Annotated in this window: 15 protein-coding genes and 1 tRNA gene; 12 read left to right on the forward strand and 4 right to left on the reverse strand. The window is 72.3% G+C overall.

Features of this window, described 5'->3' with window-relative positions:
• Window positions 1-55: 55 nt before the first annotated feature.
• The 3 genes from panC to Q9250_RS02285 all read left to right on the forward strand — a co-directional run bounded on the left by panC (window position 56) and on the right by Q9250_RS02285 (window position 3,114).
• Window positions 56-928 carry a pantoate--beta-alanine ligase gene (panC, locus tag Q9250_RS02275; protein ID WP_306232955.1) on the forward strand — a complete coding sequence of 291 codons (873 nt, stop codon included), beginning with the start codon at window positions 56-58 and terminating at the stop codon, window positions 926-928.
• An 84-nt stretch (window positions 929-1,012) separates the two neighbouring features.
• Window positions 1,013-2,755 (forward strand): lysine--tRNA ligase, encoded by a 1,743-nt coding sequence (locus Q9250_RS02280; RefSeq protein WP_306232956.1) that lies wholly within the window; start codon window positions 1,013-1,015, stop codon window positions 2,753-2,755.
• Between the two features lie 32 nt (window positions 2,756-2,787).
• A complete protein-coding gene (locus Q9250_RS02285) occupies window positions 2,788-3,114 on the forward strand; it encodes a hypothetical protein (RefSeq protein WP_306232957.1) in 327 nt (108 codons plus the stop codon).
• 7 nt (window positions 3,115-3,121) lie between these two features.
• On the opposite strand, the gene Q9250_RS02290 is transcribed toward Q9250_RS02285, so the two are convergent.
• The 3 genes from Q9250_RS02290 to Q9250_RS02300 are packed head-to-tail and all read right to left on the reverse strand — an operon-like array spanning window position 3,122 to window position 5,392.
• The gene (locus Q9250_RS02290) at window positions 3,122-4,510 is read right to left on the reverse strand and encodes a type II CAAX endopeptidase family protein (protein WP_306232958.1); all 1,389 of its coding nucleotides are present in this window, start codon (window positions 4,508-4,510) and stop codon (window positions 3,122-3,124) included.
• 37 nt (window positions 4,511-4,547) lie between these two features.
• Entirely contained in the window at window positions 4,548-4,787 is a 240-nt protein-coding gene (locus Q9250_RS02295) for a helix-turn-helix domain-containing protein (protein WP_306232959.1), read from the reverse strand.
• Complete coding sequence (locus Q9250_RS02300) at window positions 4,787-5,392, reverse strand: hypothetical protein (protein WP_306232960.1); 606 nt, start codon at window positions 5,390-5,392, stop codon at window positions 4,787-4,789. Before Q9250_RS02300 ends, Q9250_RS02295 begins: the two co-directional genes overlap by 1 nt.
• A gap of 178 nt (window positions 5,393-5,570) precedes the next feature.
• Between Q9250_RS02300 and Q9250_RS02305 the strand changes: the two genes are divergently transcribed.
• The 6 genes from Q9250_RS02305 (at window position 5,571) to Q9250_RS02330 (ending at window position 14,492) form a co-directional block, all read left to right on the forward strand.
• Window positions 5,571-8,051 (forward strand): ATP-dependent Clp protease ATP-binding subunit, encoded by a 2,481-nt coding sequence (locus Q9250_RS02305; protein WP_306232961.1) that lies wholly within the window; start codon window positions 5,571-5,573, stop codon window positions 8,049-8,051.
• Between the two features lie 175 nt (window positions 8,052-8,226).
• Window positions 8,227-11,166 carry a cell wall-binding repeat-containing protein gene (locus Q9250_RS02310; protein WP_306232962.1) on the forward strand — a complete coding sequence of 980 codons (2,940 nt, stop codon included), beginning with the start codon at window positions 8,227-8,229 and terminating at the stop codon, window positions 11,164-11,166.
• An 83-nt stretch (window positions 11,167-11,249) separates the two neighbouring features.
• A complete protein-coding gene (locus Q9250_RS02315) occupies window positions 11,250-11,798 on the forward strand; it encodes a dihydrofolate reductase family protein (protein WP_306232963.1) in 549 nt (182 codons plus the stop codon).
• Between the two features lie 61 nt (window positions 11,799-11,859).
• Window positions 11,860-12,387, forward strand: a complete 528-nt coding sequence (locus tag Q9250_RS02320; protein ID WP_306232964.1) for an amino-acid N-acetyltransferase — start codon at window positions 11,860-11,862, stop codon at window positions 12,385-12,387.
• Between the two features lie 26 nt (window positions 12,388-12,413).
• Entirely contained in the window at window positions 12,414-13,076 is a 663-nt protein-coding gene (locus tag Q9250_RS02325; RefSeq protein WP_306232965.1) for a hypothetical protein, read from the forward strand.
• Window positions 13,077-13,124: 48 nt separating this feature from the next.
• Window positions 13,125-14,492, forward strand: coding sequence for a flavin monoamine oxidase family protein (locus tag Q9250_RS02330; protein WP_306232966.1), 1,368 nt, complete (start codon window positions 13,125-13,127; stop codon window positions 14,490-14,492).
• A 54-nt stretch (window positions 14,493-14,546) separates the two neighbouring features.
• Here the strand turns inward: Q9250_RS02330 and radA are convergent, their stop codons facing one another.
• On the reverse strand, window positions 14,547-15,905 hold the full coding sequence (gene radA / locus Q9250_RS02335) for a DNA repair protein RadA (protein ID WP_306232967.1): 1,359 nt from the start codon (window positions 15,903-15,905) through the stop codon (window positions 14,547-14,549).
• 122 nt (window positions 15,906-16,027) lie between these two features.
• Between radA and Q9250_RS02340 the strand changes: the two genes are divergently transcribed.
• From Q9250_RS02340 to Q9250_RS02350, 3 genes are all read left to right on the forward strand, one after another.
• Window positions 16,028-16,396, forward strand: a complete 369-nt coding sequence (locus tag Q9250_RS02340; RefSeq protein WP_306232968.1) for a VOC family protein — start codon at window positions 16,028-16,030, stop codon at window positions 16,394-16,396.
• Window positions 16,393-16,935, forward strand: a complete 543-nt coding sequence (locus Q9250_RS02345; RefSeq protein WP_306232969.1) for a GNAT family N-acetyltransferase — start codon at window positions 16,393-16,395, stop codon at window positions 16,933-16,935. Before Q9250_RS02340 ends, Q9250_RS02345 begins: the two co-directional genes overlap by 4 nt.
• Before the next feature lie 11 nt (window positions 16,936-16,946).
• Window positions 16,947-17,037 (forward strand) — tRNA-Ser (locus tag Q9250_RS02350).
• The last annotated feature ends 90 nt before the right edge of the window (window positions 17,038-17,127 follow it).

Consider the following 17,127-nt stretch of genomic DNA (forward strand, 5'->3'; position numbering starts at 1 on the left):
CGGGCGACGCGCACGTGGCGCCGCGGTGCACGACGCGACCCTAGGCTTGGTGACCATGCAGCCCCAGGCAGGCCAGAGCATCCGCACCCTCACGACGATCGAGGCGGTGCGCGAGCTGGTGGCGAGCGCGCGCGCCGAGGGCAAGCGGATCGCGCTCGTGCCGACCATGGGCGCGCTGCACGCCGGGCATGTCGAGCTCGTGCGCACCGCCACCGAGCACGCCGACCTGGTGATCGCGTCGATCTTCGTCAACCCGATGCAGTTCGGACCGCACGAGGATCTCGACCGCTACCCGCGCACGCCCGACGCCGACATCGACGCGCTCGCCGCGCTCGGCATCGGCGCCGTCTTCATGCCGACGGTCGGCGAGATGTTCCCCGACGGCGGCCGCAGCGCCACGATCGTCTCCGCCGGTCACCTGGGCACCGTGCTCGAGGGCCGCAGCCGCCCCGGCCACTACGACGGCGTGCTGACGGTCGTCACCAAGCTGTTCTCGATCGTGCAGCCCGACGTCGCCGTCTTCGGCGAGAAGGACGGCCAGCAGCTGTTCCTCGTGCGCCGCATGGTGCGCGACCTGAACCTGCCGCTCGCGATCGTCGGCGTGCCCACCGTGCGCGAGCCCGACGGCCTCGCCCTGTCGAGCCGCAACCGCATGCTGCAGACCGGCGAGCGCCGCGACGCGCTCGCCCTCTGGCGCGCGCTCGAGGCCGCCGGCGCGAACGCCGACCGCGGCGTCGAGGCGATGCTCGCGGCGGCGCAGGGCGTGCTGCAGGACGACACCGGCGTGCAGCTCGACTACCTCGCGATCGTCGACCCGCGCACCTTCGCGTTCGCGAACGACGCCCACCACGGCCCCGTGCAGGTGCTGGTCGCGGCGCGCGTCGGCGGCGTGCGCCTCATCGACAACGCGATCTACAGCGTTCCCTGACGGCCGCATCCGCCCGCTCGTCGATCGCAGCCCGTCGGTGAGGACGAGGTGGCGGATGCGTCGGCGCCGGTAGGATCGGACGTCGTGACCGAGACGCCCGCAGACCGCACTTCCGAGCACGAGCGCGCCGACTGGGTCTCGCGCCTGGCCGACGAGGTGATCGCCGAGGCCGCCGCCCGCGGCACCCGACCGGTCGCCGCATCCGGCATCTCGCCGTCGGGCCCCATCCACCTGGGCAACTTCCGCGAGGTGATGAGCCCGCACCTCGTCGTCGACGAGCTGCAGCGGCGCGGGATCGACGCCGAGCACATCTTCAGCTGGGACGACTACGACCGGTTCCGCAAGGTGCCCGCGGGCATCGAGGGGGTCGACGAGACGTGGGCCGAGCACATCGGCAAGCCGCTGACCAGCGTGCCCGCCCCGCCCGGCAGCGCCGAGCAGAGCTGGGCCGCGCACTTCCGCGCCCAGGCGGAGGCCTCGTTCGCCGAGGTCGGCATCCGCTACCGCGGCATCAGCCAGACGGAGCAGTACCGGGCGGGCGCCTACACCGAGCAGATCCTGCACGCGATGCGCCACCGCCCCGAGATCGACGCGATCCTCGCGCAGTACCGCACGCTGCCCGCCGCGAAGGACGAGGACGAGGCGCTGCAGGCCGCCCTCGACGCCTCCTCCGGTGCCGCCAGCGAGGACGACGGCTCGGGCGGCACCGAGTACTACCCGTACAAGCCCTACTGCACGAGCTGCGGCAAGGACCTCACGACCATCGAGGCGTACGACGACGACTCGACCGAGATGACCTACTCGTGCCAGTGCGGCCACCGCGAGACGGTGCTGCTGCGCGAGTTCCGGTCGGGCAAGCTGGTGTGGAAGGTCGACTGGCCGATGCGCTGGGCCTTCGAGAAGGTGGTCTTCGAGCCCTCGGGCGTTGACCACCAGTCGCCCGGCTCGTCGTTCCAGGTGGGCCTCGAGCTGGCGCCGGTCTTCGGCTGGCAGCGGCCGCTCGGCCCGATGTACGCGTTCGTCGGCTTCGGCGGCGTCGCCAAGATGTCCTCCTCGCGCGGCGGCGCACCCGTGCCCGCCGACGCGCTGGCGGTCATGGAGGCGCCGGTGCTGCGCTGGCTCTACGCCCGCCGCCGCATGAACCAGTCGTTCGACGTCGCTTTCGGCTCCGAGCTGCAGCGCACCTACGACGAGTGGGATGCGCTGCTGCGGAAGGCCGCGGCCGGCACGGCGGGCGAGGCGGAGCTCGCGGCGCTCGAACGAGCCACCGCCTCCGCGCACGAGCGGCTGCCCGAGACCCCGCGCCGCGTCGCCTACCGCACCCTCGCCTCGGTCGTCGACCTCACCTTCGGCGACGAGGCGCAGATCCTGCGCATCCTGAGCGGCCTCGACGCCGACGACCCGATCACCGACCTCGAGCCGCTGCGCCCGCGCCTCGACCGGGTGGAGGCGTGGGTCGCGACGCACATGCCGGCCGAGGAGCACACGGTCGTGCGCGACAGCCCCGACCGCGAGGCGCTCGAGGCGCTCACCGAGACCGAGCGCGACGCGCTGCGGCTGCTCGTCGACGGCGGCATGGGGCTGCCGCCGATCGAGGAGGCATGGACGCTCGACGGGCTCACCAACCAGGCCTACGGCGTCGCGAAGGTGCAGCGAGGCCTCGAGCCCGACGCGCTGGTGAAGGGCGACAAGGAGCTCTCGGCCGCGCAGCGCGCGTTCTTCGCGCTGCTCTACCGGCTGCTGGTCGGCCGCGAGACCGGCCCGCGCATCCCGACGCTGCTGCTCGCGATCGGTCGCGAGCGGGTGCGGTCCCTGCTCGCCCCGTGAGCCGCTCGCCCGGCGCGGGGTAGACTGGGCCCATGCCTGAGAGCTGGTGGGGGAACGCGATCTTCTCGCTGATCCCGACGATCGTGCTCGGTCTCATCTTCTGGATGGTCCTGCGGCTGATCATCCGCGGCGATCGCAACGCCCGCAGCTCCTACGACGCGATCGAGGCCGAGGAGCGCGCCAAGGCCGGGCTCCCGCCGCGCACCCGCGCGACGGGCGCGCCCGCCGCAGGCGACGCATCCGCCCCCGTCGAGGCCCAGCCGCCCGGCGCCGCGCACCCGGGGGATGGGCACGGCGCTGACGCGGATGCGTCACCGCCGCAGGGCGAGCACCCCACCGACGACCGCTCCCGGGCCTAGCGACCCGTCAGGCCACGGCGACCGGCTGCGGCATCGGGAGCGCGGGCCGCGGCTCGAGCAGGTCGGCGGCCGGCGTGCCCTCGGTCGACCGCTGCGCCCGTCGCATCCCGAAGTGCACGGCCGCGTAGGCGGCGGTCAGCGCCACCAGCGTGATGGCGAACGACAGCCAGTCCTCGCCCGCGACCGGCTGCGCGGAGGCGAACGCCGATGTGCCGGTGAGCGCGAGCGGCACCATGATGAAGACGTTGTTGGCCGTGTGCAGCACCGACGCGGCCTCGAGCCCGCCGGTGCGGTAGGTCAGCATCGAGCAGGCGAAGCCCACCAGCGACAGCTGCAGGGTCGCCGCGATCGACGGATGCGTATGCATCGCGCCGAAGAGCAGGCCGGTCGCGGCTCCGGTCCAGATGGCGTTGCCGAGGGGCCCGCGCAGCAGCCACGGCCCGAGGGCTGCGGAGGCGAGCGCCAGCAGCGAGAGCCACCAGGTGGCCGGCTGCAGCGCCATCACCAGCAGCACCGGCAGCAGCATGACGAGCACCGGCACGTAGCGGTGGCGCAGCCAGCCGCCCATCAGCTGCGGCAGCAGGCCGCGGAAGGTGAACTCCTCGCCCGTGGACTGCAGCGGCGTCGTCAGCAGCACCGCGATGACCAGGCCCCAGTTGGGATCCCACTGCCACTCGACCGTCGGGTCCATCGCCAGCGACGCACCGATGTAGACGGCGAAGATGGGCAGGATCAGGATCGCCGCGCGGCCGACCGCCGACCAGCGCCAGCGGCCCACGACGCTCGACGCGAAGCCGGCCGCACGCTTGCCGAACGCCGCCAGCGCCACGATCACGCCGGGGATCATGACCGCCCACGCCAGGTTGACCGCGACCATGCCGAGCGGCGTGCCGACCGTCGCCGCGATCATCTCGCTGGCGAAGTCGGCATCGCCGGCCTGCGCGTCCAGCGGGTCGATCGTCGACGAGAACTCGATGATGCCGGGCAGCAGCAGCGCGATCGACAGGAGCTGGCCGAGGGCGAAGAATCCGGCCGCGATCGCCCAGGCGATGAACCAGCGGCCGACGCGGCGCTCGAGCGGCCGGAGGACCTGCGCGTGGGCGAGGCCCGACATCGGCAGCGCCGCGGGCAGCAGCGCGGGGCGCTTCGGCGCGGGCGGCAGCGGCTGGCCGTACGGGGCGTAGCCGTATGTGGGCTGCTGGCCGTACGCGGGCTGGCCGTACGCGGGCTGGCCGTACGCGGGCTGGGTGTAGCCGGGCGGCTGCTGGCCGTAGGAAGGCTGGCCGTACCCCGTGGGCTGCTGCCCGTCTTGGCGCTGCCCGTAGGGCTGCTGCTCGTGCTGCGGCTGCCCGAAGGGCTGCGGAACCGGCACCTGCTGGCCGTACTGATCGGTCACCTTGCTCCTCGCGTCTGTCCCCATGAGGCTACCGAGGTCAGCCCTCAGTTCGATGGGCGTCGACCGTGAACAGGTCGCCGGGCTGGCAGTCGAGCGCGTCGCAGATGGCGATCAGGGTCGAGAAGCGGATGGCCCGAGCCCGGTCGTTCTTCAGCACCGAGAGGTTGACGAGGCTGACGCCCACCGCCTCGGCGAGGGCGGTGAGCGTCATCCCCTTGGCCTCGAGCAGCTCGTCGAGTCGGCAGTGCAGCCGCGAGAGGTCCTCCTCGGCCGGCACTAGACGAGGCCCTGCGCATCCTGCTCGAGGCGCCCGGCGATGCGGAAGACGATCATCAGCGCCCCGACCGCGAGGCCGAGGAAGATCGCCATCGGGCTGAACGCGGCGACGGCGCCGAAGCCGCTCGCGTTTCCCATGGCATCCCAAGTGGCCATGCTCACCCAGCCCTCGAGCGCATCCGCGACGACCGGGGCACCAGCGACGCCGACGAGCACGAGGCCGAGCGGCACCTGCGCCGCCTGCAGCAGCGCCCGCCCGCGCAGCAGGCGACCGGCCAGCAGCGCGATGCCGATCAGCACGAGCGCGAGGCCCGCCGCACGCACGCCCAGTGCCGCCACCATGGCGGCGGTGAGGTGCGCGGGCTGGCCCTCGACGCGCAGCACCGACTCGACCGTCTGCATCGAGAGCACGTCGACCGACCCGCCCGAGGGCGGCACCGTCGCCTGCGTCGTCAGGCGCGCCGCGCCGCCGCCCATGGCGTGCATGACGGTCGTGAAGAGCCCGCCGATCGCGGTGAGGGCCGCACCGGCCCAGCCGCCGATCTGCAGGATGCGGAGCACGATGCGGTCGGTGCGAGTGAGGCCGAGGGTGGGGGAGATGGTCATCGCAGGCTCCTTCGGTGTTATCGATTGTCGTGAAGTTATCGAACCTCGATACGTGCGTCAAGGGACATCCGCACATGACGGTCACCACGCATCCGCGCCCCCGTCGCGCCGACAGCGAACACGGCCGCGGCGACGAAGTCGCGCGGCTACGCTCGTGGAACAAGGAAGGGAGGCAGCGATGTTCGAGAGGTTCACCGACCGCGCTCGCCGAGTCGTGGTGCTCGCTCAAGAAGAGGCGAAGCTGCTCAACCACAACTACATCGGCACGGAGCACATCCTGCTCGGCCTCATCCACGAGGGCGACGGCGTCGCTGCCAAGGCGCTCGAGCAGCTCGGCATCTCGCTCGATGCCGTGCGCGCCCAGGTGCAGGACATGATCGGCACCGGCAGCCAGCAGACGACGGGCCACATCCCGTTCACGCCGCGCGCCAAGAAGGTGCTCGAGCTGAGCCTGCGCGAGGCGCTGCAGCTCGGCCACAACTACATCGGCACGGAGCACGTGCTGCTCGGCCTGATCCGCGAGGGCGAGGGCGTCGCCGCCCAGGTGCTCGTGAAGCTCGGCGCCGACCTCAACCGCGTGCGCCAGACGGTCAACCAGCTGCTCGCGGGCTACCAGGGCAAGGAGTCGACCACGGTCGGCGGCGACCAGACCCAGCAGACCGACGCCAAGGGCTCGCAGATCCTCGACCAGTTCGGGCGCAACCTCACGCAGGCGGCGCGCGACGGCAAGCTCGACCCCGTCATCGGGCGCGAGAAGGAGATCGAGCGGGTCATGCAAATCCTCTCCCGCCGCTCCAAGAACAACCCGGTGCTGATCGGTGAGCCCGGCGTCGGCAAGACGGCCGTCGTCGAGGGCCTCGCGCAGGCCATCGTCAAGGGCGAGGTGCCCGAGACGCTCAAGGACAAGCAGGTCTACACGCTCGACCTCGGCTCGCTGATCGCGGGCAGCCGCTACCGCGGCGACTTCGAGGAGCGCCTCAAGAAGGTGACGAAGGAGATCCGCACCCGCGGCGACATCATCACCTTCATCGACGAGATCCACACGCTCGTCGGCGCCGGCGCCGCCGAGGGCGCGATCGACGCCGCCAACATCCTGAAGCCGCTGCTCGCCCGCGGCGAGCTGCAGACCATCGGCGCCACCACGCTCGACGAGTACCGCAAGCACTTCGAGAAGGATGCCGCCCTCGAGCGCCGCTTCCAGCCCATCCAGGTCAACGAGCCGTCGGTCGCCCACACGATCAACATCCTCAAGGGCCTGCGCGACCGCTACGAGTCGCACCACAAGGTGACGATCACCGACGGCGCGCTCGTCGCCGCCGCGAACCTCGCCGACCGCTACGTGCAGGATCGCTTCCTGCCCGACAAGGCGATCGACCTGATCGACGAGGGCGGCGCCCGCCTGCGCCTGTCGATCCTCTCGGCACCCCCCGAGCTGCGCGAGTTCGACGACCGCATCGCCGACGTGCGCCACCGCAAGGAGGGCGCCATCGAGGGGCAGGACTTCGAGGCGGCCGCACGACTGCGCGACGAGGAGAAGGAGCTGCTCGGCGAGCGGCTGCGCCTCGAGAAGCAGTGGCGCAGCGGCAACGGCGGCCCCACCGGCGTGCTCGACGAGGGCGTGATCGCCGAGGTGCTGGCGAACGCCACCGGCATCCCGGTCTTCAAGCTCACCGAGGAGGAGTCGGCTCGGCTCGTCTTCATGGAGCAGGCGCTGCACCAGCGCGTCATCGGCCAGGAGGAGGCCGTCAGCGTGCTGGCCAAGACGATCCGTCGTCAGCGCGCCGGCCTCAAGGACCCGCGCCGCCCCTCGGGCTCGTTCATCTTCGCCGGCCCCACGGGCGTCGGCAAGACCGAGCTCGCCAAGGCGCTCGCGGAGTTCCTCTTCGACGACGAGGACGCCCTGATCGCGCTCGACATGTCGGAGTACAGCGAGAAGCACACCGTCTCGCGCCTGTTCGGCGCCCCTCCCGGGTTCGTCGGCTTCGAGGAGGGCGGCCAGCTCACCGAGAAGGTGCGGCGCAAGCCGTTCTCGGTCGTGCTGTTCGACGAGATCGAGAAGGCGCACAACGACATCTTCAACTCGCTGCTCCAGATCCTCGAGGAGGGTCGTCTCACCGACGGCCAGGGCCGCGTGGTCGACTTCAAGAACACGGTCATCATCATGACGACCAACCTCGGCACGAAGGACATCGCCGGCGGACCGGTCGGCTTCGTGCTCGAGGGCTCGAACGAGGGCGACTACGACCGGATGCGCGCCAAGGTGCGCGAGGAGCTCAAGAAGAACTTCAAGCCCGAGTTCCTCAACCGCGTCGACGAGACGATCGTCTTCCCGCAGCTCTCGCCGCCCGAGCTGCTGCAGATCGTCGACCTCTTCATCAACCGCCTGCGCGAGCGCCTGCTCGACCGCGACATGACGATCGAGCTCAGCGAGGCGGCCAAGAAGCGCCTCATCCACATCGGTCACGACCCGGCGCTCGGCGCCCGGCCGCTGCGCCGCGCGGTGCAGCACGAGATCGAGGATGTGCTGAGCGAGAAGATCCTGCACGGCGAGCTGGGTGCGGGGGAGCACGTCATGGTCGACTTCGTCGACGACGAGTTCGTCTTCACGCACACGAGCCCGGAGGCGAACGCCAACGAGCTGGAGCCCGCAGGGGCGTAGCGTCGCTCGGTCGAGGAGGGGGTCCCACGGGGCCCCCTCTTCGCGTGCGCCGGGGTGCCGAGCACCCGATGTTCACCTCCGCGTCACAGTTGGGGGTCGCGCACGTCACAGGCTTTGCCTAGGCTCGCGAATGGCGTGCCCTTTGCGCCGTCCGATCCCTTGCAACGGAGAACCTGTGATCAAGCACTTCAAGCGCACTGCAGCGGCGGGAGCCGCCTGTGCCGTCGGCGTCGGGCTGCTCGTCGCCCCGACGGCCGCCGTCGCCGCTCCCATCGTCGTCGACCCCGCGACCACCGCGGTCGTCAACCTGCTCCACTTCAACGACTTCCACGGCCGCCTCGATGCGAACACCACAGTGCAGTTCGCCGGCACCATCGAGCAGCTGCGGGCCGACTACCCGACCTCGAGCCTGCTGCTCTCGGGCGGCGACAGCATCGGCGCATCGAACTTCGTCTCGGCGTCGCAGGACGACGAGCCGACGCTCGAGGTGCTGAACGCGATCGGCGTCGACGCCGCCGCGGTCGGCAACCACGAGTTCGACCAGGGCGTCGACGACCTCACGGGCCGGGTCGACGCGCTCGCCGACTTCCCCTACCTCTCCGCGAACGTCACCCTCAACGGCGCGCCCATCGGCCCCGCCTTCGAGACGTTCGAGATCGACGGCATCACGGTCGGCGTCATCGGCGCCGTCACGCAGCAGACGCCCAGCCTGGTCGACGGCTCCGGCGTGGTCGGCGTCGAGTTCGGCGACCCCGTCACGGCCGTCAACGCGGTCGCCGCAGAGCTCACCGATGGCGACGCCGCCAACGGCGAGGCCGATGTGATCGTCGCCGAGATCCACGACGGCTCGCAGCTGACGCTCGCGCCGAACGCGCCCCAGGCCGAGCAGGAGGCCACCCTCGCGCCGGACGCGGCCGCCAGCGGCGCCTTCGGCGACATGGTCAACTCGCTGTCGGCCGACGTCGACGTGATCTTCAACGGCCACACGCACCGGACCTATTCGTGGATGGCGCCCGTTCCGGGCGCCCCGGGCGAGACGCGACCGATCGTGCAGTCGAACGAGTACTCCAACCTGGTGGGCCAGGTCGTGCTCGCCGTCGACCGCGCCACCGGCGACGCGACCGTCGAGGTGCTCGCGAACCACACCCGCACGACCCTGCCTGCCGCCGACCTGGCGGCCTCCTACCCGCGCGCGGCCGAGGTCAAGACGATCGTCGACGCCGCAGTGGCCGAGGCGGCCGTGATCGGCAACGTCGAGGTCGGCACCATCTCGGGCCCGATCACCGTGCCGGCGCTCTCCAACGGCAACCGCAGCGAGGAGTCGACCTCGGCGCAGATGGTCGCGAACATGTACCGCGACCAGCTCGCCAGCGAGGCGCGCGGCGCCGCCGAGATCGGCATCGTCAACCCGGGCGGCGTGCGCGACAGCTTCCTCTACGAGCCGACGGCGCCCGAGACCGAGCCCGGTGTCGTTCGCCTCGCCGAGGCCAACACCATGCTGCCGTTCATCAACAACCTGTGGTCGATCACGCTCACCGGCGCCGAGCTCGACGCCGTGCTCGAGGAGCAGTGGCAGCGCAGCATCGACGGCGTGCCGTTCACGAGCGGCCGCACCTACCTGCAGCTGGGCCTCAGCGACAACGTCACCTACACCTCCGACCCGACCCGACCGATCGACGACCGCGTCAGCGACATCGCGATCGACGGCGCGTTCGTCACGCCCGACCAGGAGATCCGCGTCGCGAGCTCGTCGTTCCTGATCGGCGTGATGGGCTCGAACGCGGGTGACAACTTCTGGAGCTTCGGCGAGGGCACCGATGAGCGCGACTCCGGACTCGTCGACCAGGACGCGCTGCTGGCCTACCTGGCCGCCAACCCTGGGCTCGCTCCCGATTACACCGTGCGCCACGTCGACGTGGTCGGCCTGCCCGACGCTCCGGTGACCGCCGGCACCGAGCTGACGGTCGAGGTCAATCTCATCGACCGCATCCGCTCGCTCGGTGCGGTCGCCTCCGAGACCGTCGAGATCCTCGATGAGACAGGCGCCGTTGTGGGCTCGGGCGACGTCGTCGCCGGCGCCACCGCGACCTCGGCGACCGTGACCTTCACGCCGTCGACGCCGGCGACCGACGTCGCCAGCCCCGCGCTGCAGACCTACACCGTGCGGGCCACCAACGGCTCGGAGATCCCGTTCCAGCTCGAGGTCGCTGCGCCGACCTCGCGCATCGCGGGCGCCGACCGCTTCGAGACGGCGGTCGACATCTCCGAGTCGGCCTACCAGGCGGGTGCTGACGTGGTCTACGTCGCCAGCGGCGAGGTCTGGCCCGACGCGCTGACCGCCGGCCCGGCGGCTGCGCACGAGGGCGGCCCGCTGCTCCTGGTGCGCCGTGACTCGGTCGCCGACTCGGTGGTGGGCGAGATCGCGCGCCTCGGCGCCGAGCGCGTCGTGATCGTCGGCGGCGAGCCGTCGGTCGGTGCCGACGTCGCCGACGCGATCGCCGCCATCGAGACGGTCACCACGGTCGACCGCCTCGCGGGCGACGACCGCTTCGACACCAGCCTGATGGTCGCCGAGTACGCGTTCGAGTCGGCTGCCGGTGCCTACATCACCACCGGCCTGCGCTTCCCGGACGCGCTGTCGGCCGGAGCCGCGGCGGGTCACCTCGACATGCCGCTCGTGCTGGTCGACCCCCGCTTCGCGGTGCCGGCTGCCACGGTCGACGTGCTCGACGGCCTCGGCATCGGTGCGGTGCGCATCGTCGGCGACATCAACGCGGTGCCGTCGTCGGTCGCCGGCCAGCTGGTCGACGAGGGCTTCAGCGTGCGTCGCCTCGGCGGCTCCGACCGGTTCGTCACCAGCGCCATCGTCACCATGTCGGCGTTCGACGCGGCACCCAACGGCGCCTACCTCGCCTCCGGCCTGAACTTCCCCGATGCCCTCGCGGGCAGCGCGGTCGCGGGTGCGCAGGGCGCGCCGCTCCTCATCAGCCAGCCCGGCTGCGTGCCGGAGCGCGTGCTGACCGAGCTCGAGCGCCTGCAGCCGGCCTCGGTCACGCTGCTCGGCGGCGAGCCGTCGCTCTCGGCAGGCGTCGCCTGGCTGCGCTCCTGCAGCTGATCGGCTGAGACGAAGGAGGGGCGGGGCTTCGGCTCCGCCCCTTCCTCGTTCGCGGTGTGGGCGGCGAGGACTACGGTCGCGCCATGGGCAAGATCGTCTTCGACACCGCATCCACCCTCAACGGCTTCCTCGCCGACGACCAGCATTCGCTCTCCTGGCTCTTCGCCGTCGCCGGCGGCACCGAGCCCGACCCGACGCTGCTGCCGCAGGCGGCGACGATCCTCGTCGAGGGCGCGCACACCTACGAGTGGATGCTGCGCGAATGGCAGGGGGCCGACGCGCAGCAGTGGCAGGAGTTCGCCGGTGCTCGACCGATCTTCGTGTTCACGAGCCGCGAGCTGCCGGTGCCGGAAGGCGCAGACGTGCGCTTCCTGCGCGGCGATGTCGCCGCGGCGCTGCCGACCCTGCGCGAAGCCGCGGGCGAGGGCGACATCTGGCTCATCGGCGGCGGCGACCTGGTCGGGCAGTTCTTCGACGCCGGCGCGCTCGACGAGATCGCCGTGACCGTCGCGCCCGTCACGCTGCCGAGCGGTGCGCCGCTGCTGCCCCGACGCATCGAGTCCGACCGCCTCACGCTCGTCGAGGCGCGGCAGGTCGGGCAGTTCGCGCGGCTCGCGTACCGGGTCGGCTGACGCCTCCGCGGGCGTCGACGGGTTCATCTGGCGCGCGGGCGCGCAAGTAGGCTCGACCACCATGGCCGACACCGCATCTGCCCCCGCCGGCGCACCGCTCGTCGTCCGGCGCGCCCGCACCGGCGACGTGCGCGCGATGCGCGACCTGATCGAGCCCTACGTACGACGCAGGATCCTGCTCGGCAAGGAGCTCGTCACGCTCTACGAGGCAGTGCAGGAGTTCGTCGTCGCCGAGCGCGACGGCGTCGTCGTCGGCTGCGGCGCCCTCCACGTGCTCTGGGAGGACCTGGGCGAGGTGCGCACGATCGCCGTCGCCCAGGGCGCGCTCGGCAAGGGCGTCGGCCACGCGATGCTCGCCGACCTCGAGGAGCGGGCGCGCGAGCTGGGGCTCTCGCGGCTGTTCTGCCTCACGTTCGAGACGGAGTTCTTCAGCCGCCACGGCTTCGAGGAGGTCGCCGAGCAGATCGTCGATGCCGACGTGTTCGCCGAGCTGCTGCGCTCGCTCGACGGCGGCGTGGCCGAGTTCCTCGACCTCGCGCACGTCAAGCCGAACACGCTCGGCAACACGCGCATGCTCAAGCGCCTCTGACTTGTGGTGACGCCTACCCTGGATCGATGAGCAAGCCCGTGTCAGCCAAGCGCCGCGCCGCGGTGCGTCGGCGGCGAACGCTGCTCGGCCTGCTCGCCCTCGTCGCGATCGCGGCGGTCGTGCTGCTCGTGTGGCGGCCCTGGGCGTCAGCCGACGCGCCACCGGCGACCGCGCCCACCGACGCAGCTCCGGCGACGACCGAGTCGGCCGCCCCGGTGGCCACCCCGACACCGACGCCGACCGGCCCGTTCACGCCCATCGGCGGCGCACCGAGCGCGGCGCCGACCGAGCCGTGCGCGCCCGAGGCCATCCGCCTCTCGCCCGTCACCGACAAGACCGCCTACGCCCCCGGCGAGCGCGTGCAGCTGTCGTTCACGATCGAGAACATCGGCGAGAGCGCCTGCTCGGTCAACGCCGGCACGTCGGTGCAGGAGTACGAGATCCGCACGGGCGACCTCGTCGTGCACCGGTGGTCGGACTGCGCGGCCGATGTGCAGGACAACGTGGTGCAGCTGGAGCCGGGCACGCCGCAGGCGACCGTGCCGGTCGAATGGGATCGCACGGCCTCGTCGATCGAGACCTGCACCGCAGAGCGACCGCAGGTCACGGCGGGCGGTGCCGCCTACAACCTGAGCGTGCGGGTGGGCGACTACGCCAGCACCGAGAGCAGGCAGTTCATCCTCGAGTAGTCGCCGAGGCGCTACCGTGCATCCATCGGGCTGACGAGGGAGACGACCGTGGGCGATCGAGCGCGCGAGATCGAGGCGGATGTCGTCGTGGTCGGGGCAGGGCCGGCGGGTCTCGCCGCCGCGACGGCCGTCGCGAGGTCCGGGCTCACGGTGGCGGTGCTCGAGGCGCGCGATCGGGTCGGCGGACGCACCTGGACCTCCACGGTCGACGGCGCGATGCTGGAGCTCGGTGGGCAGTGGATCTCCCCCCACCAGACGGTGCTGCTCGAGACGATCGAGCGACTCGGGCTCGAGACGTTCTCGCGCTACCGCGCCGGAGACTCGGTCTACGTCACGCCGGAGGGCGAAGCCCGCCGGTACGACGGCGACTTCCCCATCGACGCCGGCACCGTCGCCGAGCTCGACCGGCTGATCGCGGTCGTCGACGCGCTCGCCGCCGAGGTCGACCCGGACGCGCCCTGGGCCCACCCGCGCGCACGCGAGCTCGACACGGTGCAGTTCGGCCCGTGGCTGCGCGCGCAGACCGACGACGCCACGGCGGCGCACCTGGCGGCGCTCTTCATCGGCCCGGCGATGCTGACGAAGCCCTCGCACGCGTTCTCGACGCTGCAGGCGCTGCTGATGGCGGCGAGCGCCGACGGGTTCTCGAACCTCGTCGACGAGGATGAGATCCTCGATCGGCGGGTCGTCGGGGGCATGCAGCTGGTGAGCATCCGCATGGCCGAGGTGCTCGGCGACGCCGTGCACCTCGGTGCTGCCGTGCGCCGGATCGAGCGCGGCGACGATGGCGTGACGGTCGTCGCCGACGGCGTCGTGGCCCGTGGCCGCCGGGTGATCGTCGCGGTGCCCCCGAACCTCATCACCCGCATCGACGTGCAGCCCCCGCTGCCGCGTCGCCAGCACCAGCTGCACCAGCACCTGTCGCTCGGGCTGGTCATCAAGGTGCACGCCGTGTACGACCGGCCGTTCTGGCGCGACGCGGGCCTGTCGGGCACCGGCTTCGGGCCTGACGAGCTCGTCCACGAGCTCTACGACAACACCAACCACGACGACCCGCGCGGCACGCTCGTCGGCTTCGTCTCCGACGAGCACGCCGACGAGGCGTTCCGCTGGAGCGACGAGGAGCGGCGCCGGCGCATCCTCGAGTCGCTCGCGGTCTACCTCGGCGCCGAGGCGCTCGAGCCGGTCGTCTACTACGAGAGCGACTGGGCGAGCGAGGAGTGGACGCGCGGCGCCTACGCGGCGAGCTACGACCTCGGCGGGCTCCACCGCTACGGCGCCGACCAGCGGCAGCCCGTCGGACCCATCCACTGGGCCTGCAGCGACTTCGCCGGCCACGGCTACCAGCACGTCGACGGCGCGCTCCGCTCCGGTCGGGCCGCCGCCGACGAGGTGATCGCGGCGGTCGGCCGGTAGCGGCGATCGACCACAAGCGGCGATCGGCCACAAGCGGCCGCCGCCTCGCGCAGATCAGAACTCGGGAACGGCCACCAGCCTGCGCGGCTCGGCCTGCTGGCGCCCCGCGGCCATCGCCTCGTGCACGGCGATGCGCAGCAGCGCCGCGCCGTCGTCGACCACCCGCGAGTAGCCGAGCCGGCGCGCCTCTGCGGCCCTGCGCTTCGACGCGGAGGCCGCCCGGATCTCGCCCGCCAGCGAGATCTCGCCCACCGCGGCGACGGTGCGCGGCAGCGCGATCGACGAGTGCGCGCTCGCGATCGCCAGCGCGATGGCGAGGTCGGCGCCCGGTTCGGTGAGCCGGATGCCGCCGACGGTCGAGACGTAGACGTCGTGGCCGCCGAGCGCGAGCCCGACGTGCTTCTCGAGCACCGCGAGCACCATCGCGACGCGCGACGAGTCGACGCCGTTGACCACCCGGCGCGGCTGTGCGGTCGAGGCCTGCACGACGAGCGCCTGCACCTCGACCGGCAGCGCTCGGCGACCCTCGAGCGCGACCGTCACGCAGGTGCCCGCGAGCGGGGTGGGCGAGCGCGACAGGAACAGCCCTGACGGGTCGGGCACCTCGAGGATGCCGTCGCCGGTCATCTCGAAGCAGCCCACCTCGTCGGTCGGCCCGAAGCGGTTCTTCGAGGTGCGCACGAAGCGCAGCGCCGTCTGGCGGTCGCCGTCGAAGTGCGCGACCACGTCGACGAGGTGCTCGAGCACGCGCGGCCCCGCGACCGAGCCGTCCTTCGTGACGTGCCCGACCAGCAGCAGCGGCACATCCGCCTCCTTCGCCGCGCGCGTGAGCGCCGACGCGACGTCGCGCACCTGGCTCGGTCCGCCGGCGAGCGACTCGTTCTCGGCATTCGCGACGGTCTGCACCGAGTCGACGATCACGAGCTCGGGCTGGGTGTCGCGCATCTGGCCGAGGATCGTCGCGAGGTCGGTCTCGCTCGCGAGGTACAGCTGCGGCTCGAGCGCGTTCGTGCGCTCGGCGCGCAGCCGCACCTGCGCGAGCGACTCCTCGCCCGAGACGTAGAGCACGCGCCGGCCGGCGGCCGCTGCCCGAGCGGCCACCGCCAGCAGCAGCGTCGACTTGCCGACGCCGGGCTCGCCCGAGCAGAGCACCACGGCGCCGGGCACGATGCCGCCGCCCAGCACCCGGTCGAACTCGCCGATGCCGGTCGGCCAGCGGGGCGCGTCGGCCGTCTGCAGCTCGGTGATGGGGCGGGCGCCGCGACCGGCGGGCACCGCGGCGGGCGCCACGCGCCGCGGGGCGACTCCGGCCTCCCCGACCGTGCCCCACTGCTGGCACTCGCCGCAGCGGCCGACCCACTTCAGGGTGGTCCACCCGCACTCGGAGCAGCGGAAGGCGGGAGTCTTGGGCATGCGATCGACGCTACCGCCCGCCGCCCACGCGGCCGGGGCGGCGCTCCACAGCGGGCAGCCGCTGAGCGGTTCCTGACCCGGATTCCGAGCCGGACGTCGGCGGCACCGGTTACGCTCCGATCATGCTCACCGTCGGCTCCGTCGTGATCCGCTGCTCCGACCTCGAGCGCCAGCTGCTGTTCTGGAGCGCTGCGCTCGACTACGAGCCGCGCCTGCCGCTCGATGACGACTTCGCGCTGCTGCGCCCGCGCTCCGGCGCCGGGCCCAACGTGTCGCTCGATGCCGTGCCCTCCGAGCGGGTGCTGCCGCCACGCATCCACCTCGACCTCTACGCCGACGACCAGCCGGCAGAGGTCGACCGCCTCGAGTCGCTCGGCGCGCAGCGCGTGCACTGGCCGAAGCGCCCGGCCGACGCCGACTACGTGATCATGGAGGACCCGGAGGGCAACCGCTTCTGCGTGATCGACGCCGCCCCGGGGGAGGCCGCATGACCGCGCACATCCGAGACGCGCGCATCGACGACGCCGCCGGCATCGCGCGCGTGCGGGTCGAGACGTGGCGCGCCGCCTACGCCGGCCTCGTGCCGCAGGAGGTGCTCGACCGCCTCGACGTCGAGCGCGAGACGGCGCACCGGATGGAGCGGTGGGACGAGTACCACGCGGATGCCGGCAGTCACGATCTGGTCGCGGTGGCCGACGGCGAGGTGGTCGGCTGGGCGTTCGCGGGCAGGGCGCGCGACCGGCTCGAGGGCGTGACGGGCGAGCTCTACGCCATCTACGCGCACGCCGAGCGGTGGTCGCGCGGCGTCGGCAACGCGATGCTGACCGAGGTCGAGCGGCGACTGGCCGGAGACGGGCACGCGCGCGCCTACCTCTGGGTGCTCGCGGGCAATGCGCGCGCCGCGGCCTTCTACGAGACCCACGGCTGGCACCTCGACGGCGGCGAGAAGGTCGAGGAGGGCCTCCACGAGCTGCGGCGCGTCAGGCACCTCGACGGGCCGCGCGTTGCTCACGGTCGAGCGGATGTGTAAGATATCCCCTTGGTGACGTGTCCGAGCGGCCGAAGGTGCGACTCTCGAAAAGTCGTGTGGAGTAACCCTCCACCGTGGGTTCAAATCCCACCGTCACCGCCACATCGCCGAAGCCCCGCCTCCTCGAGAGCGCGGGGCTTCTGCGTGCCCGGGGGATGCGCCGCCCGGGCCTCCGTGGCCCCCTCGCGCGAG

Source organism: Agrococcus beijingensis (assembly GCF_030758955.1).
Classification (GTDB): Bacteria; Actinomycetota; Actinomycetes; order Actinomycetales; family Microbacteriaceae; genus Agrococcus; species Agrococcus beijingensis.

Bases quoted from the DNA above. Each gene is read 5' to 3' on its own strand.
- panC (WP_306232955.1), top strand. From the start codon at position 56: ATGCAGCCCCAGGCAGGCCAGAGCATCCGCACCCTCACGACGATCGAG.
- Q9250_RS02315 (WP_306232963.1), top strand. From the start codon at position 11,250: ATGGGCAAGATCGTCTTCGACACCGCATCCACCCTCAACGGCTTCCTC.
- Q9250_RS02305 (WP_306232961.1), top strand. From the start codon at position 5,571: ATGTTCGAGAGGTTCACCGACCGCGCTCGCCGAGTCGTGGTGCTCGCT.
- Q9250_RS02300 (WP_306232960.1), bottom strand. From the start codon at position 5,392: ATGACCATCTCCCCCACCCTCGGCCTCACTCGCACCGACCGCATCGTG.
- Q9250_RS02345 (WP_306232969.1), top strand. From the start codon at position 16,393: ATGACCGCGCACATCCGAGACGCGCGCATCGACGACGCCGCCGGCATC.
- radA (WP_306232967.1), bottom strand. From the start codon at position 15,905: ATGCCCAAGACTCCCGCCTTCCGCTGCTCCGAGTGCGGGTGGACCACC.
- Q9250_RS02320 (WP_306232964.1), top strand. From the start codon at position 11,860: ATGGCCGACACCGCATCTGCCCCCGCCGGCGCACCGCTCGTCGTCCGG.
- Q9250_RS02325 (WP_306232965.1), top strand. From the start codon at position 12,414: ATGAGCAAGCCCGTGTCAGCCAAGCGCCGCGCCGCGGTGCGTCGGCGG.
- Q9250_RS02340 (WP_306232968.1), top strand. From the start codon at position 16,028: ATGCTCACCGTCGGCTCCGTCGTGATCCGCTGCTCCGACCTCGAGCGC.
- Q9250_RS02285 (WP_306232957.1), top strand. From the start codon at position 2,788: ATGCCTGAGAGCTGGTGGGGGAACGCGATCTTCTCGCTGATCCCGACG.